We start from the raw sequence: 16,405 nt of genomic DNA, 5'->3' as shown, positions 1-16,405 counted from the left end.
GAACGTGCAGGGCCTTCCTGTTTTAGAACTTACGAGTCTCCCTTTTTAATTTAGCGATGTGATGGCTAGCGCCTTGCCCGTCTACTTTTTCCCAGTCTACTTTTTCTTAAGATAACGCGTTTTGAGCAAGTGCATGTGGTGAAGCTCGTGCGCCGCCATGATATGAATCAGTCCCCGCAAGGTCATCCGTCGGCCGCTTGCCTCGCCTACGTTGTTCAGCATCTCAAACGTAAAGCTCCGGAACAGGACCAAGTTAGACCGCCTCGTTAAGTCATACTCATCTAAGAGATTCTCCAGCGGGCGGATGTTTGCCAATGAGTTATAGACATAGCGGTCCTCGTCCCAACCCGGTAACGGGGATTCCTCGTTGCGGCTAAAGCAGAGGGCACGGTACCCGAATATGCGTTCGGCATCAATCAGGTGCTGCAGCACTTCCTTCATCGTCCACTTGCCCTCGGCATAAGACTCTTCGGCCCGCTCATCAGAAATATGCTTGAACATGTAACGCAGGTCCACGGCCTGCTTTTCGAGCAGGTATAGAATATCGCCCTCGGGCAGGCGGTTCAGGTACTCCTGGTAAATCTCCGGGTATTCCTCGGTTGTGGGTCTATGGATGCTGGTTGGCATAGGCAGTGTGTGTTTTAGCAGGCTTTTTCTTACTGTTATTCTGCAGCAAGGTTTTAAGGCCTAGTAAACCTTTCTCAATTTCAGCTTTCTGCTTTTGCTTTCTCCAGGCACCCCGCATGCGCTCCCAGGGCTTTCGGCCAGCAACAGCCTGTACACGCCAGGTTATCTGCGTACCACCTTCTACCGGTGTCAGGGAGAAAAAGCCCAAACTGCTCTCCTGAGAGGTTTTTTCCTGCAGCTTGTAAGCCAGCAATGAAGGACTGATGCTCTCGGTAACAAGCACAGCGCCCTCTCCCACCTTGTCGCCACTCCACTGCAACCGCGCCCCCGTACCCATCATAGGCCCACCGTACAGATGGATCATGGATGGATCTGTCTGCTTGTTCAGCACGCTCCACTCCTGCCAGTGCGTTGGGTTATCCAGCAGCGGGTGAATTTCAGCAGGGGTGGCCTCCACGAATATCGTTTGTTGCACCTCATACGTAGTGGGCAGAAAACAATAAGAAGCGCCAAGCAGGGCAGCGAGTACCAAGGGTACCGGTAACAGCAATTTAGAGGACAACTTCATATGGGATAGGCTAATGATTTCGAATCGGGAGCTTGCCTTTCAGCACACCAATTTAAAGTACCTTTAGGGTAGTAATCAAGCATAAAGCCGGAATTATTTTTGCTGTAAATGAAGGGCCTGCTGGCAAGTAGCGTAGATTAGGCAGCTTAAATACGGCTTCGCACGTAGAGTAAAAGCAAAGGACTATATATAAAACAAAAGCACATGATAAACGACTGGATAACAAGAGGTATGAAATACTCTAAGAATCCTATATTCAAGAAGTTCTTAGGAAAAGCAGGCGGCTTTATGACCAAGCCCCTGAAACTCGCCTTGCTCATGACTTCGGCCTATGGCAAACTGGTGGACCTTGACAGCGCCCAAAGCGGCTTTGCGCAACTCAAGGAGTTTATGTTCACCTTCATCAGGATGGTTAAGGCCTATATCTCGGGCGAATACAGGCAAGTGGCAACCAAATCTATGCTGATCGGAGTAGCCGTGCTGCTTTACCTGGTAACACCCCTTGACATTATTCCGGACTTTATCCCTGCCATTGGCCTGCTCGACGACATTAGCCTGATGGCGTGGTTTGTTGACGCATTCCAGAAAGAAATCAGCAAGTTTGTAGAATGGGAAAACGACCGGAACTTCGATCATACCCGCATCGGTTCGCTCTAGGTTAGTCAAACAAGTTCACAAGGCCATACCCCTGCACTAGCTTAAGTAGCTAGTGCAGGGGTATGCTTTTAGGGGTATAACCACTTCAGCAGAAGGCATCAGCCATCCAATGCGTCAAGGCGCTTAGCTACGGTTAAGGGCTTTTTTACTAACTGACGCCTGACCATGACAAAGGCACTTCTGAAACAAGCCGGAACTGTACCCCATAAACTGCTTCTACTCTATCACATTACTTTTGGATGCGGTTGCCCTGATCACATCATCCAGTTCCTTGCAGCTGTCTAGCAACATGATGAGTATGTTTTGCAGGTTCTGATCCAGGTCTATCTTACTTAGCACCGTGGCGAGGCCAAGAATATTTGCAAGCGGCTTTCGGATGATGTGTGATTGTGTGAAAGCTATTTCTTTTAGAATATTGTCTTTTACAGCCATTTTGCTCTGCGCTTCTTTCAGTTTGGTATACTGCCCCATGTATTCTGTTACGTCATACCCCAGGCAGAAAATACCGGCAGGCTGGCCAGCCTCATCAAATAAGGCTTTATATTCCCATTGCGTGATCACATACCCCCCTTTTCCGTCATGCTTGCGGATAGTGGCTGGAAAGGTTCGGTCAGGATTTGCAAAACATTTCAGCGAAACCTGATGGCAAACCTTGGTATCATCCGGGTGCATGGTTGCTTGGTAGGGTTGATTGATGATCGGGCCATGAATAGGCTCGAATGCCTTGCGGTAATGTTTATTCACGTAGGCATACTTGCCTTCCATGTTAGCTTCAATGATATAATAAAAGGCTGAGTCATCCAGCAACCTTTTCGTTTCCTCAAAATGCATTTAAAGTTTGTTTTAAAGCAGCGATTAATGCTTGGTACTCTTAACTGATGAATCCAGATGGGAGCAGCATGAAAAGCAGGCAGCAATAATTATAAGCCGGTTATTTGATTGAGCATGCAATTTACCGCATTCCTCTTGTTTTCTCATCCTCTTCAGGCGTTTTCCTGTGTTGCGAATGTTTGAAGAGCGTGCTCGTAAGCCACCAACGTCAAAAGAACGGGGGAACATTAGGCAATAGAGATGGAAGTGATATGCAAAGCACCTATTTTCCATCCGTTCAGGACTTGCTGGTTTAAAACAGAAACGACAATTTTTTATACAGATAAAACATTCCTTTCTGAAAATATTTATTTTAATAAATATGTGATATACTATATTTGCGTCAATTGATTTTGCCGCTTCGCAAATTTATTCACTGCATTGATACATTTAACCATGAAAGCAATCTTCTTAGCGCTCGTGCCCCTCTTGCTGATATTCCTGGAATGTCAAGCACAAGACACTATCACCAAAAAGAACGGGGAAAAGCTACAGACTAAAGTGCTGGAAATAACGCCGGCGCAGGTTAAGTACAAACGGTTCGAAAACCCTGATGGCCCGTTGTATATTATTAATAAGTCGGATGTGCTGCTGATTCAGTATGAGGACAAGTCGGAGGAAACCTTTGAACCTGCAGCGTTTGCCTCGCCCACACCTGAAGTGGAAGCCACTGCCCCGGGGATCAACTATTTCGTGAAAGGGCAAGAGGATGCTAAAATCTACTACGAGGGGTATAAAGCTGCCAGCACAGGTGTTTTGGTTGTCAGCCTGCTCTCACCGGCTGTCGGGCTGATTCCGGCCATTGCCACCTCCACTACTCCTCCCAAGGACAAACACCTGGATACCCCAAACCATGTATTGATGCAGCAACCTGACTATAAGAGTGGCTACCTGCAACGCGCCCGCAAGGTAAAGGCCAACAAGGTCTGGACAAACTGGGGAGTTGCTTTAGGTATAAATGTGGCTTTGGTGTATATGCTGATGCAGTAAGCGCTACAGCTTGAGGTAAAAGAAAAAAGGGGCCCGCACAATTGCTGTACGGGCCCCTTTTCATTGCTTTAGAGATGGCTAGGCACCCTTCCCACGCATTTGCTTTTCCATGGCATCCCACATTTCTTGAGGCACCTGGTCGAAGGAATTGAATTCACCTGCTCCGTGCAGCCACTCTCCCCCGTCAATCGTCACAACTTCGCCATTCACAAAGCCCGCATAGTCAGAGATCAGGTAGGCCGCTAAGTTTGCCAGTTCCTGGTGCTCGCCGAAGCGCCCCACGGGGATGCGTTTGAGAGGGTCCAGCTTATCGGCCAGTTGCTTGGGGAACAGCCGCTTCCAGGCTCCCTCTGTCGGGAATGGGCCTGGGGCGATGGCGTTCGAGCGAATGCCGTATTTCGCCCATTCAGAGGCTAAGGAGCGCGTCATGGCCAATACACCCGCTTTGGCGCACGCCGATGGAACCACATACCCCGAGCCAGTCCAGGCATACGTCGTCACGATATTCAAGATGCTGGCCTCCTGCTGCTGTGCAATCCAGTGCTTGCCGAGGGCCAGGGTGCAGTTATAGCTCCCCTTCAGCACAATGTCTGTCACCACATCAAAGGCCTTGTGACTGAGGCGCTCCGTCGGGCTCACAAAATTACCGGCTGCGTTGTTCACCAGCACATCCACCCTACCGAAGCGCTCCAGCGTCTTTTCCAGCATGGCCTCAATCTCATTGTACTTGCGCACATCGCAGGCTATGGCCAGCACCTGTCCGCCCGTTTCTTCCTGCAGCTCCTTCGCAGTTTGCTCCAGCACCTCGAGTTTGCGGCTACAGATAACGGCATTGGCGCCCAGTTCAAGGAAATATCTCACCATCGAGCGGCCAAGCCCGGTGCCGCCCCCCGTCACGATGATGGTCTTGTCTTTCAGGGCTCCCGCCTGCAACATTGGCTCAGCTTTTAACATAGTCAGTATTTTTAGAAGGTTAATATAGTCTTGTTTTGTCTCAACGTACTTAAAGTTACTAAACTGCGGCACTAATCAGCCATAAATCCGTATCCTTTGAACCTAAAGCGATATAAAACGATGAAGCTAGAGCAGATAAAATCCGAACTGAACGAGGCGTGCAAAGGCCTGCTGATGCGGAGCGAGACCGACGAGCCATTTGAGTTCTATTACGACGAGGAGCTAAGCGCCGATGAACTTAACGAGGATACCGTGCGCAAAATGGCAGGCATGCCAGCGCAATACCCCCTGGAAGTAATCGAACTTGATTATTTTTTCAGAAACCAGACGCGCCCACCTGAAGACACCCCCGAGGAGCAGGAGCGTGCCGAGCGATTCAAAAAGCTGCAGGCAAAAATTCAGGAAACGCTGAGAGACGTGAAAGTATACCGGCTCGGGGAAACCCGCATGACCGCTTTTATACTGGGCACAACCCCGGACGGCGAAGTAGCGGGGCTGACGACCGTGGTGGTGGAAACCTGAGTTGAAGGCGCTAAAAATGATCCTGGAGTAATTTTTCTGTCGCGATGATTCCGCTCAGGCATACCCCTGCTATTCCCTGGCCGGGGTATACCGTGTCGCCACACACATAAGCGCCTTGGTGATCGAGGCGGGCGTCTTTCATTTGCCAGGGCTTGATATGGCGATACTGCGGGTAGCCTCCCACTGCCCCAAAGGCGCGTTTCGTCCAGAAAATCCAACCGCCGGGCGTGGCTGACTGCTGGTACACAATTTCCTCCCGCATAATCAGGCCGCATCGCACCAGCGCATCCTCGATGGCCTTATCAATAAGTGCTTTATCCTCAATCCTATGCCTTGCCGGATCCTGCACATGCGTACTGACGCTGGCCACCACTTCGCCCGAGGGGGCGCGCAGGGTGTCCTGGGGGTGACTGAATGAGATGAAAATACTTTTGCTCCCGATAATGGGTAGTCCTTCCGGCACGTGCACCTGGTGATGCAGCACCTGCGGGTGCTCGTTCGTTCTCAGCACAAGGCCCGTGGTATAAGCCCCGTTGAGGTTCACAGAGGGCATGATATGCTTTTTTAGCCTTCGACGGCTAGCCTCATCCTCAACTAGTTCCAGGGTATTGTTCAAAGGGATGCCACTGATAACGAAGCGGCTCTCAAACACGCCTTTCGGGGTATGGACTTTATACCCCTGCTTGTCTTTCGTGATGCGCCTCACATTTTGGCCGAGTAGCACTTCGCAACCGTCATGGCTCCTAATATACTCCACGACTGGCTGTACCAGGTTGATCAGGCCACCGGGCACGTAGTAATTGCCAGAAAGGGTATAACAAAGAGCCGTTGCGCCAAAGAGTTCGTTCACCTCCTCTAACCGGTTTTGGGCCGTAATCAAGAGTTGTTCATTCACAAAATCTACGAACAGGCGGTTTTCCAGCAAGCCATACCTTCGCAGCACGGTTTCCATGGTCCGGAAGGCCTTTGGCAAAAGCTGTACCTGTGCGGGGCGGGTGCGCGTGGCTGCCAACCATACGTCTTTCAGGTTCGAGAAGGGAAAGCTGCGCTGCTGCAGCGAGGTTTCCCAGACCTGCTGGCTGAGGCGGTAACAATGCTCCCAGAAAGGCCGCTGGTTGTATTCGCCGAACACGCGCCCGGCTTCCTGAATCCACTGCTCCAGGTTTCCATAGCGCGACACGGTCTCGCCGTTGGACAGGTGTACCTGCATGGGCATGTCCAGTTTAAGCCAGGGAAGCTTGATACCTGTTTCATCGAGCAGGTAACGCAGGGGCATGTGCCTGTCTAAACCCACCAGAGTGGTAGCACCGGTCTCAAACCAATAGCCCTTGCGTTTGTAGGACGAGGCACAGCCACCCGGATACTTGGCCTGTTCCAGCACTCCTACTTTCAACCCGCGCTTTGCCAGCAAAGCAGCGGCTGTGAGGGAGCCAAAGCCAGAACCAACTAATAAAACATCATACCGCATTGATAGACTTAAATTAACCAGGCTGCGCAACAAACACAGCAGATTTGAAACAGCACGCAGCGCAGTTTGTTATCTTGCAGCAACGTATAAAAAATCAGATGAGCGATAAAAATGTGATCAGCATCATGGGGTGCGGGTGGCTGGGGTTGCCCCTGGCAGAGCAACTCCTGCGGGCGGGGTATACCGTGAAGGGATCTACCACGACCCCTGAAAAGGTAGCCTTACTACAAGAAAAAGGCATTAACCCATACCTCCTGAACCTGCAAGAGGGCGCCCTGGATGAAGAGCAACTGCAGGATTTTCTGGAGACCAGTATACTGGTGCTGAACATTCCGCCCCACTTGCGGTCCGATGGCGGTAAAGGCTACCTCAAGCAGCTGCACGTGCTCCTCAGGGCCATGGCCTCTTCCCCTGTTAACCGGGTACTGTTTGTCTCCTCTACCTCCGTGTACCCCGACCTGAACCGGGTAGTAACAGAGGCGGACAGCTCAATCACCGAAGCCCAACAACCGCCTCACATGCTGCTGCAGGCCGAACAGCTCTTCCAGGAAAGTGACGGTTGGCTGACCACTATTCTGCGCTTCGGTGGTTTGGTGGGCGAAAACCGCAAACCGGGCCGCTTTCTGGCAGGCAAAAAGCATGTTCCCAACGGCGACGCCCCTGTTAACCTCATCCACCTGGAGGATTGCATCCAGATCATGCTACGCATCATAGACCAGGATAAATGGGGCAAGGTATACCATGCTTGTGCCGATGGGCACCCCCTGCGCAAGGACTTCTATGCCCAGGCTGCACTGGTGCTCGGCCTCACGCCACCGGAATTCGATGACATGCAGGAAACAAAATTCAAGCTCATCAACAGCCAGAAACTGAAAGAAGAGCTGTCCTATGCCTTCCTGCACCCCGACCCTATGGCCTTCTTTTAGTACCTTTGCAGGAAACTCAGGCCGACAAAGGCTTGCCATCCCCTCGCTGGCATCATTGCTATAAAGAAACGGCCTGGTAATGGTTTACAACTGATGATTCAATTTAAGATGAAGAACAAGCCATGCAGCAGCGTGTAGTAGTGATCGGGGGCGGAGCAGCCGGCTTTTTTGGGGCAATCACCTGTGCCCAGTTGCAACCTGGGGCACATGTGCTTTTGCTCGAGAAAACCAGTAAGCTGTTATCGAAAGTGCGTGTATCTGGCGGAGGACGTTGCAACGTGACGCATCATTGCTTTGTGCCTACCAAGTTATCAGAGCACTACCCACGCGGTGCCAAGCAACTGAAAGAAGCCTTTAAGACCTTTGGCCCGCAGCATACCATCGATTGGTTCTCGGCACGCGGTGTGGCGCTTAAAACCGAGGCCGATGGACGCATGTTCCCGGTTACCGATAACTCCGAGACAATTGTGAACTGCCTGATGCAGGAAGCCAAACGTACAGGTGTACAGATAAAAACCAGCGCTACTGTCGAGCAGATCGTTCCTGAAAGAACCGCTGAGGGGCAGTTTTTTCAGATCCGGCTGACTAACGGCGAGACAATGACAGCAACCCAGGTATTGGTATGCACAGGCGGAAACCCTAAATCGCAGGGGTATGACTGGCTGCAGGACTTGGGCCATTCCATTCAGGAGCCTGTTCCCTCGCTTTTCACCTTTAATGTGCCGACTTCCCCGCTAAAGCAATTGCAAGGCATTGCGGTGCAGCGCGCGCGGGTGCGGGTGGCCGGCCAGAAATTGGAGTATGAAGGGCCCCTGCTCGTGACGCATTGGGGGTATAGCGGACCTGCCGTCCTGAAACTATCGGCCTGGGGCGCCCGGTTGTTTCATGAGCAACAATATACCTTCACGGCACTCATCAACTGGATACCGGATTATACCGAAGAGAGCCTGCGCGAACACCTGCAGCAGTACCGGCTTGCGCACCCCAAAAAGGTAGTCAGCACCAATCCCCTGTTTGGGTTGCCGCAACGCCTCTGGAAAGCCCTGTCGGACTTGGCCGAGGTACCTGCCGAAACCCGCTGGGCAGAACTATCGGGCAAAAGCACTAACAAGCTCGTAGAGTCTCTTCTGCGTGCCCCGATGGCGGTACAAGGCAAAACCACTTTCAAGGAAGAGTTTGTTACCTGCGGCGGGGTGGAACTTAGCGCAGTGAACATGAAAACTATGGAAAGCCGCGTGCAACCCGGGGTATACTTCGCCGGCGAGGTGCTTGACATTGACGGGATTACGGGCGGCTTCAATTTTCAGGCTGCCTGGACGACCGGTTACCTTGCCGGCCAGGCCATTGCCAACGCTCTACGCCCGGTTAAACATCAAAACGAAGCCTGAAGCAACTATTTTTAGGGAAGTGCAGTACATCAGCTAAAATAAACACTACCTAAAAACATAAAACTATGGCTATAAATAAAGAACTCGGATCAACGATCCATCACCTGATTGAAAGATGTAAGGACGGCGCAAAAGGGTATAAAACAGCATCGGAGGATGTGGAAGACAAGGACCTGAAAGACCTGTTTAAGAAATACGCCGTGCAGCGCGACAGCATGATCACAGAGCTACAGGACCAACTGGTGAAGATGGGCACGCTGGACGATGAGTCTAGCTCTATTGAGGGAACCATGCACCGCGCCTGGATTGACATCAAGTCTGCCCTTACCTCCCGTGACCGCAAGCGCGTACTGGAAGAGTGTGAGCGTGGTGAGGATTATGCCGTGAAAGCCTACAAAGAAGCGCTGGAAAAAGAGCTGCCAGGCGATTTCAAGGCAATTGTGCAGCAGCAGTACGAAGACGTGAAGCGGGCCCATGACCATATCCGTTCCTTGCGCGACGCCGCAAAATCAAGCTAAGGCTGATCAGCTTATAAATATAATTCAAAAAGGAGCTTCGGCTCCTTTTTTTGTACCAAACAGCCGGAAAAAAAGAAGGGCTTCATCCGTCTGATGAAACCCTTCTTGAAATCCGTCTACTAAGCAGTAGCGGACAATGTTTAGTACGGCAGCATAAAGCAGTAGTTGCAACAGCCAGATAATTTCCTGTAAAAACAAAAAGGCTGACGTTTCAAGTCAGCCTTTTCTAACAGCTTTAGAAGTTTTTAAGCTTCAAACTCTGTATGTTTAAATATACGGTGACATGGTAACAAGGTTACCAGTTTTTTTAGAATCTTCTTTTACGGAAGCCACCACGGTCACCGCCTCTGTCACGGTCGAAACCACCACCGCCACCTCTGCGATCACCACCTCTGTCGCCGCCACGGTCATATCCGCCGCCGCCACCTCGTCGGTCGCCGCCTCTGAAGCCGCCACCACCGCCTCTGCGGTCACCGCCGCCGTAGCCACCGCCACCTCTGCGATCACCACCACGGTCACGGTCGCCGAAGCCAAACTCATCGCCGCCACGGCCTTCTTTAGCGCCGGTTCCTTTCTTCTGCGATTTTTCAACCACAACAGAACGGCCCTGGTACTCAATACGGCCGAGGTTAGCCACGATCTCAGCGGTAAACTCAGTAGGTACTTCCACGAAGCTGAACTTGTCGTACAGGTCAATGTCTCCTACTCTGCCTTCCGGGATGCTTGCGTTCTGAGCCAACAGGTCGATCAGGTCGCGTGGGTGCACGTTATCCTTCTTACCGATCGTGATGAACAGGCGGTCCATGCCGTCTTTGGTTGCTCCAAGGCCTTTCTCAGCCTCAGCGCCCTTCTCTTTCACTTTCGCTTCCTTGAGGCTCATTTTAATGAGCGCGGCCGCTACATCAAGCGGGGTATAGCCTTCTGTTTCGTTCACAAAGCGCTCTACGCGGGCAATGTGCTTCGCCAAGTGGCCTTTCTCCAACACTTCCTTCACTTTATCGAAGAACAGGTTAGAGCGGATCTCGTTTACGTCTTCCAGCGAAGGAACCTGCTGCAATACGATCTTAGCCTTCGTATAGCGCATGATGTCTTTCAGCTTGTAACCGTCGGTACGGCCACCAACAAACGAGAACGCCTTACCAGACTTACCGGCACGGCCTGTGCGGCCAATCCGGTGTACGTAAGACTCTTCGTCCTGCGGCAGGTCGTAGTTGATAACGGCTTCTACGTTTTCAACGTCCAAACCACGGGCAGCCACATCTGTCGCTACCAGCACTTCGAGGCTGGCGTTACGGAACTTGCCCATTACGTTAGAGCGCTGGTTCTGGTTCAGGTCACCGTGCAGGGCATCGGCAAAATAACCACGCGCTTGTAAGCCAGACACCAGGTCATCGACCATGCGCTTGGTGTTACAGAAGATGATCACCGACTTCATGTTATACATATCCAACAGGCGAGAAACCGCCTCCTGCTTGGCGCTGCTGCGCACCTCAAAGTAGAACTGGTCGATGTTGGTTACGGTCAGCTCCTGGTGTACCACTTTCACGATCACCGGGTCTGTCTGGTAGCGCTTTGTCATCTCCATGATCGGCTTCGACATGGTGGCCGAGAAGAAGATGGTCTGGCGCTCCTTAGGGATGCGCTCCAACACGTACTCGATGTCTTCACGGAAGCCCATGTCCAACATCTCGTCCGCCTCGTCCAGGATGATTTTCTTCACACCATCCAGCACCAGCGTGCCGCGGTTAATGTGGTCCATCACCCTGCCCGGCGTACCGATCACGATCTGCACCCCCTGCTTAAGGGCACGCAGCTGGCGGTCGTAGCTCTGGCCTCCGTAGATAGGAACCACGCTGATGCCTTGCTTGTACTTGGCCAGCTTCTGGATCTCACCGGAAACCTGAATAGCCAGTTCTCGCGTCGGGCACAGGATCAACGCCTGTACACTGCGGTCGTTCGGGTCAATCGACTCGATGGTCGGGATACCGAAAGCGGCGGTTTTGCCAGTACCCGTCTGGGCCTGTCCAATAATGTCTTTACCTTCTAAAACAACCGGGATGGCTTGTGTTTGGATGGGAGAGGCTTCTTCGAACCCCATGTCAGCGATAGCGCGCTGTACTTCCGGCGAAAGCGGAAGCTCTTCAAATCTGATCTTGTTCATCTGATATACTTAATACTTTAAAACCTGGGGCAGCCTGCTATTCAACCTAACTCTGCTGAGAGAGTGCGACACAAAAACAATAAACAACCAGGTTAGCCTACAGTGGGAGCATCCAGTTATCAGTAATTCAGACTGTACCAAATCGGGTGCAAAATTACGAAATTATTCCGTAATCCACCCAATCCAGTCAAATATAAATAAATTATTTCAATTGTACTGTTTCAAGTTTGTTTGTGTGCAGGACGTAGCACTACTCATTCAATTTATATTTTGTTTAGGAATCTGACTATAGTAAAATTTAAATAAAGATAAAATCATAAATAATCTTACAAAAGTAGCAACGTTATGTAGGTTCACCCGTATTTAGGGTCAGTTCACCAAGAAAACAGTCCTTCTCGCCATGTATAGTATGAAACGATTATTTTATTGTATATATATGCGTAGTAAACCAAATGTTTAGCATTCTGCTCTAACCGGGGCAATTCAAATTGAACACAATAAACGGTTTTTCAAATAGCATTTAGCTGCATAAACCAACTTTATGTATCAAAATGCTCTCAAGCATTCGAATTTTAACCTGATCTATATATCGTAGTCACTTAAACGCTTTACTATGCTGCACTTCTCCAAAATTTCTTCTAAAGGAAAAGACTTTAACCTGATTGCCTCCGGGGCCCTTGCCTTTAAGATCCACAACAAGATCCTGAAGGACGAGACCTTTCTGCACGGCTCCAAGATTTACCGGAACATGCTGCTGGGCAGTGCGCCTGCACGTGCCGTCAACGCCGACCGGCGCAATGTTTTCTATGTGATCCTCTCCGACCTGGACAGAACAAACATCGAGTCACTGTGTGAGACGATAGCCAAAGAGCGGGCCAAAGGGAGTTACGCTGTCTGCCAGGTAATACCGGCTTACTTCAACGAGCCTTCCTTCAAAGCCCTGAAGATTCTGCGTCAGAATTTTGATGAGGTGATTGAGTTGAGCAAGTTCAACCTGGGCAACAGCAAAATGCTAATCAGCGCCGAGCAGCAGCAATGCCTCATCACGGACTACTCCTTGTCGATGGCCCGGATCATGTACCATGTGTGCGTGAAGGACTTTAGCCACGAAAGCCACCCAATGCCAATGGGCCGCCTCGCTTATGCCAGTTAAGCTCGCCTTAATTCTAAGAATGATAATCGCCTCTGTTCTACCGGACTGAGGCGATTTACTTTGTAACAGGCCCTACCACCCCTTCCCCTACCTCACTGAGTTATGTATGCCGGGCTTAGCATTTCCCTAAAAGTATACCTGCCTGGGCTTGGCGGGTGCCCTTGTTCCTGTGTATCTTTAAGGTATAGAAAAAGCTTATGCCCGCTACCTTCAAAATATACTCTGCCTCTGCCGGTTCAGGTAAAACCTACCACCTTACCAAGGAATACCTGAAACTGGCACTGCAGTCACCTAACCCCGACTACTACCGCTCCATCCTGGCCATCACGTTCACCAACGATGCGGCGGCTGAAATGAAAGAGCGAATCATGGCGGCGTTGCGAAGTTTCAACGATACCCGCCTGCCGGAAAAAGACAGACAGAAAAGCGAGCAGCTGCTGCATGCCATCACCTCAGACTTGCAGCAGGAGTACCCGGAGGAGCAGTTGACCGTAGACACAGTGCGGGAGCGGTCAAGCCTGGTGTTCCGGCAGATCCTTTATAACTACAGCGATTTTTCTGTCAGCACCATCGATAGTTTTGTGAACAAGATCGTACAGGCCTTTACCCGGGAGTTACACATCCCCCATAACTTCGAGGTGGACCTGGATTCAAATTCATTGGTAAGTACTGCCGTGACGCTGTTGCTGGACAAGGTGAGCGACAGCAAGGACGACCTGCTCTCTGAAACCCTGGAGCAATATGCCCTGGAGAAGGCGCGGGAAGGAAAAAGCTGGACCATGTTGCCCGACGACCTGATGGATTTTGCCAAAAACCTGCTGAACGAGCAGGTGTACGAAGCCGTGACAGATTTGCAGCAACTGAGCCTGCAGGACTTTAAACTGGTGCGGCACGAGCTGTACCAGGTGGTAACTGATGTGGAGGCCGCCGTTAAAGCCACTGCTGCGGAGGCGATGGAGGCCATGCAGCAAGCCAATGTAACTCCCTCCGACTTATACCAAAGCACCCGGGGCATTTACAGTTACTTCAATACCTTCGCACGCACCGTAGACCTGAACTATGGCAACAACTTCGCGCGCCAAACCATAGGTGATGATAAATGGTATGCAGGCAAGGCTACGGACGCCACGAAAGCGCAGATAGACAGCATCAAGCCCAGCCTTACTACCTTGTATCACCAAATTGAGGGTATAAAGGAGCAATACGCCAACACTTTTACGCTCATACAGGCGGTCGTGCCGCACCTTTATAAGGTATCGGTGTTGAACGAGCTTGAGAAATGCCTGCAGGAAATCAAGCTGGACCGCAACACGGTGCATATCTCGGAGTTCAACAAACGCATTATCGATATTGTGCTGCAGGAGCCGGTGCCCTTTATATATGAGCGTCTGGGCGAGAAATACAACCACATCCTGATCGATGAGTTCCAGGACACCTCGGTGTTGCAATGGAACAACCTGTTGCCGTTGGTAGACAATGCGTTGGCTTCCGGCCATTTCAGCATGGTGGTGGGCGATGCCAAGCAGGCCATCTACCGTTGGCGGGGCGGTGAGATGGAACAGATCCTGCACCTTTATAAGCAGACCACCGAGAACCTGTACCAGAACCGCCGCCACGGCCCCCTCATTGAGGAGCGCTACCAGTCCGTGGACCTGGCGCTGCAGCCAGACACGCTCGGTACCAATTACCGCAGCCGCGCGGAGATCATCGATTTCAACAATGCCCTGTTTACTTTTATCAGTGCGCAGCACCAGCAATTTGGTATGTTTTCGGCTATTTACGACGACAAGTTCCAGCAGCAGGTACCGGTGGGAAATGCCAAGAACGGCGGCCAGATTCAGGTCATGTTTACGCACGACGACGACATGAATTACCGCTATGACCTAAGCACTTGCCAACGGACAGCGCAATTATACCCGGATTATACCCACCTGGAAGAACTTAGCTACGACGAAAGCATGCTGAATATGGTGCTCCAGCTAGTGCAGGAGGCACAAGTGGAAGGCTACCGCTTACAGGACATGGCCATCTTGTGCCGCACCAACAGCAGAAGCAAGCTCATCGCCAACTTTTTGAAAGAGCGTAAGTTCGACATCATCTCACAGGATTCTCTTTCCCTGCAGTTTGCCGAAGTCATCAATCTGCTTATTGCCATGTTCCGGGTATTTAACCGCCCGAACGACACCCTGGCTAAAGCAGAGGCGCTCTACCTGGTCCGGAAAGTAACGAGGGGAGAAGCGCCGGATGCAGGGATGACGCAAACCATTGCCACCATCGCCAATGAGGCGGGCAGTCAACCGTTTTTTGAATTGCTGCGCGCGTTCGGGTTTGATTTGCAGGAACGCGAAACCGGAAACCTCTCCATCTATGAGTTAACCGAGAAGCTGATCCGTATATTCGGCCTGCTTAATAAGAATAACGAGAGCGAGTACCTCTTCCGCTTCCTGGACCTGGTGCTGGAATACAGCCTCAAGCACAGCAACAACCTTAACAACTTCCTGCAATACTGGGAGGTGCAGAAAGAAAAGCTCAGCATCAACACTCCCAAAAACAGGAACGCCATCACCATCACCAGCATCCACAAATCCAAGGGCCTCGCCTACCCCATCGTGATCGTGCCGTTTGCCGACTGGAGCACGGAGCCTATGAGCAGATCGCTGATGTGGAGCCAGTTGCCGGAGGAAGTAACCGTGACCGGAAAGCTACGCAGCGTGGCAGTTAACATAAGTTCTAAACTAGAGAAAACAGTTCTGGCCCATGCTTATAGCGCAGAGGTGGAGAAAACCTTTATTGAAAACCTGAACATGCTGTATGTGGCCCTAACTCGCCCCATCGACCGGTTATACCTCATCGGCAACAGCAAAGACCTGCAGGAAGAGAAAAAAGCCGCACGGGCACTGGAAGGCTCAGCCAAAAACATCAGCCACTTGCTCTACCGCTACCTGGTGCATACCGGGCAATGGGAACCCGGCCGATTCTGTTACCAACTGTCCAAAGGGTCAGCCATGCCCCCTTCCCATGTCCCGCAGGAGGATGACAGCACCTACCTGCTGGATTACCTAAACGCCACGGATTGGGAAAAGCGCCTGAAAATAAAGCAGCATGCCAATAATGTGTTCGACTTCGAAACGCAGACTACTCACCGCCAGCTCAACCGAAAACTGCATTACGCATTGGCGCGCATTGCGTTTGCCCAGGAACTGGACCTGGTGCTGCGCCAGATGGTGAACGAGGGCATCATCAGTGAACGGGAAAAGCCGGAGATGAAGCAACAACTGAGCAAAGTGCTGCAGCATCCCAAATTACGCTATTATTTCACTAAAAAAGTAGCTGTGGAGCACGAAAAGGAAGTACTGGATGCCCGCGCATACCTTTATAAGCCGGACAGAATTGTGTTTGATGGCGAAGCCGTGGTGTTGCTTGATTTCAAGTCGCCGCCTTTTCAGTGGGAGCACCGCAATAAACTGGACCAGTATGCCGTGCGTTTCCGGCAGTTGGGTTACCATACCGTGAAGTGCCTGCTTTATTATTTTGAAACGGAAGAAGTTAAAAACTGGAAATATGCCGATAAGAAGTCGGAACAGCTTGGGCTCGAGCTATAAG

14 protein-coding genes are annotated in these 16,405 nt (G+C 51.2%); 8 read left to right on the top strand and 6 right to left on the bottom strand.

The window, feature by feature from the left end:
* Window positions 1-96: 96 nt before the first annotated feature.
* Together ACXYMU_RS14805 and ACXYMU_RS14800 are read right to left on the bottom strand one after the other, a co-directional pair.
* A complete protein-coding gene (locus ACXYMU_RS14805; protein ID WP_458987188.1) occupies window positions 97-627 on the bottom strand; it encodes a DinB family protein in 531 nt (176 codons plus the stop codon).
* The gene (locus ACXYMU_RS14800) at window positions 608-1,195 is read right to left on the bottom strand and encodes an SRPBCC family protein (RefSeq protein ID WP_458987187.1); all 588 of its coding nucleotides are present in this window, start codon (window positions 1,193-1,195) and stop codon (window positions 608-610) included. The genes ACXYMU_RS14805 and ACXYMU_RS14800 overlap by 20 nt, the downstream gene beginning before the upstream one ends.
* Window positions 1,196-1,399: 204 nt before the next feature.
* On the opposite strand from ACXYMU_RS14800, the gene ACXYMU_RS14795 reads away from it, so the two are divergent.
* A complete protein-coding gene (locus ACXYMU_RS14795; RefSeq protein ID WP_458987186.1) occupies window positions 1,400-1,852 on the top strand; it encodes a YkvA family protein in 453 nt (150 codons plus the stop codon).
* A gap of 216 nt (window positions 1,853-2,068) precedes the next feature.
* Here ACXYMU_RS14795 and ACXYMU_RS14790 read toward each other — a convergent pair whose 3' ends face one another.
* Window positions 2,069-2,683, bottom strand: a complete 615-nt coding sequence (locus ACXYMU_RS14790; protein ID WP_458987185.1) for a PAS domain-containing protein — start codon at window positions 2,681-2,683, stop codon at window positions 2,069-2,071.
* A gap of 435 nt (window positions 2,684-3,118) precedes the next feature.
* On the opposite strand from ACXYMU_RS14790, the gene ACXYMU_RS14785 reads away from it, so the two are divergent.
* Window positions 3,119-3,712, top strand: coding sequence for a hypothetical protein (locus ACXYMU_RS14785; protein ID WP_458987184.1), 594 nt, complete (start codon window positions 3,119-3,121; stop codon window positions 3,710-3,712).
* 78 nt (window positions 3,713-3,790) lie between these two features.
* Here ACXYMU_RS14785 and ACXYMU_RS14780 read toward each other — a convergent pair whose 3' ends face one another.
* Window positions 3,791-4,666 (bottom strand): SDR family oxidoreductase, encoded by an 876-nt coding sequence (locus ACXYMU_RS14780; protein ID WP_458987183.1) that lies wholly within the window; start codon window positions 4,664-4,666, stop codon window positions 3,791-3,793.
* Window positions 4,667-4,786: 120 nt separating this feature from the next.
* Here ACXYMU_RS14780 and ACXYMU_RS14775 point away from each other — a divergent pair, with 120 nt between their 5' ends.
* Window positions 4,787-5,188 (top strand): nuclease A inhibitor family protein, encoded by a 402-nt coding sequence (locus tag ACXYMU_RS14775; protein ID WP_458987182.1) that lies wholly within the window; start codon window positions 4,787-4,789, stop codon window positions 5,186-5,188.
* 10 nt (window positions 5,189-5,198) lie between these two features.
* On the opposite strand, the gene ACXYMU_RS14770 is transcribed toward ACXYMU_RS14775, so the two are convergent.
* Window positions 5,199-6,656: a phytoene desaturase family protein gene (locus tag ACXYMU_RS14770; RefSeq protein WP_458987181.1), complete on the bottom strand. Its 1,458-nt coding sequence runs from the start codon at window positions 6,654-6,656 to the stop codon at window positions 5,199-5,201.
* Window positions 6,657-6,754: 98 nt separating this feature from the next.
* Between ACXYMU_RS14770 and ACXYMU_RS14765 the strand changes: the two genes are divergently transcribed.
* The 3 genes from ACXYMU_RS14765 (at window position 6,755) to ACXYMU_RS14755 (ending at window position 9,488) form a co-directional block, all read left to right on the top strand.
* Complete coding sequence (locus ACXYMU_RS14765; protein WP_458987180.1) at window positions 6,755-7,582, top strand: SDR family oxidoreductase; 828 nt, start codon at window positions 6,755-6,757, stop codon at window positions 7,580-7,582.
* A 122-nt stretch (window positions 7,583-7,704) separates the two neighbouring features.
* A complete protein-coding gene (locus ACXYMU_RS14760; protein WP_458987179.1) occupies window positions 7,705-8,970 on the top strand; it encodes a BaiN/RdsA family NAD(P)/FAD-dependent oxidoreductase in 1,266 nt (421 codons plus the stop codon).
* A gap of 65 nt (window positions 8,971-9,035) precedes the next feature.
* The gene (locus ACXYMU_RS14755; RefSeq protein ID WP_458987178.1) at window positions 9,036-9,488 is read left to right on the top strand and encodes a ferritin-like domain-containing protein; all 453 of its coding nucleotides are present in this window, start codon (window positions 9,036-9,038) and stop codon (window positions 9,486-9,488) included.
* Window positions 9,489-9,795: 307 nt separating this feature from the next.
* Here ACXYMU_RS14755 and ACXYMU_RS14750 read toward each other — a convergent pair whose 3' ends face one another.
* Window positions 9,796-11,649, bottom strand: coding sequence for a DEAD/DEAH box helicase (locus ACXYMU_RS14750; RefSeq protein ID WP_458987177.1), 1,854 nt, complete (start codon window positions 11,647-11,649; stop codon window positions 9,796-9,798).
* 613 nt (window positions 11,650-12,262) lie between these two features.
* Here ACXYMU_RS14750 and ACXYMU_RS14745 point away from each other — a divergent pair.
* A complete protein-coding gene (locus ACXYMU_RS14745; protein WP_458987176.1) occupies window positions 12,263-12,802 on the top strand; it encodes a hypothetical protein in 540 nt (179 codons plus the stop codon).
* Between the two features lie 197 nt (window positions 12,803-12,999).
* Entirely contained in the window at window positions 13,000-16,404 is a 3,405-nt protein-coding gene (locus tag ACXYMU_RS14740) for a UvrD-helicase domain-containing protein (protein WP_458987175.1), read from the top strand.
* Window position 16,405 lies beyond the last annotated feature (1 nt).

The organism is Pontibacter sp. CAU 1760 (assembly GCF_054482735.1).
Note: the sequence above shows the minus strand (reverse complement) of the source record. Positions and strands in the feature narration are given on the sequence as shown.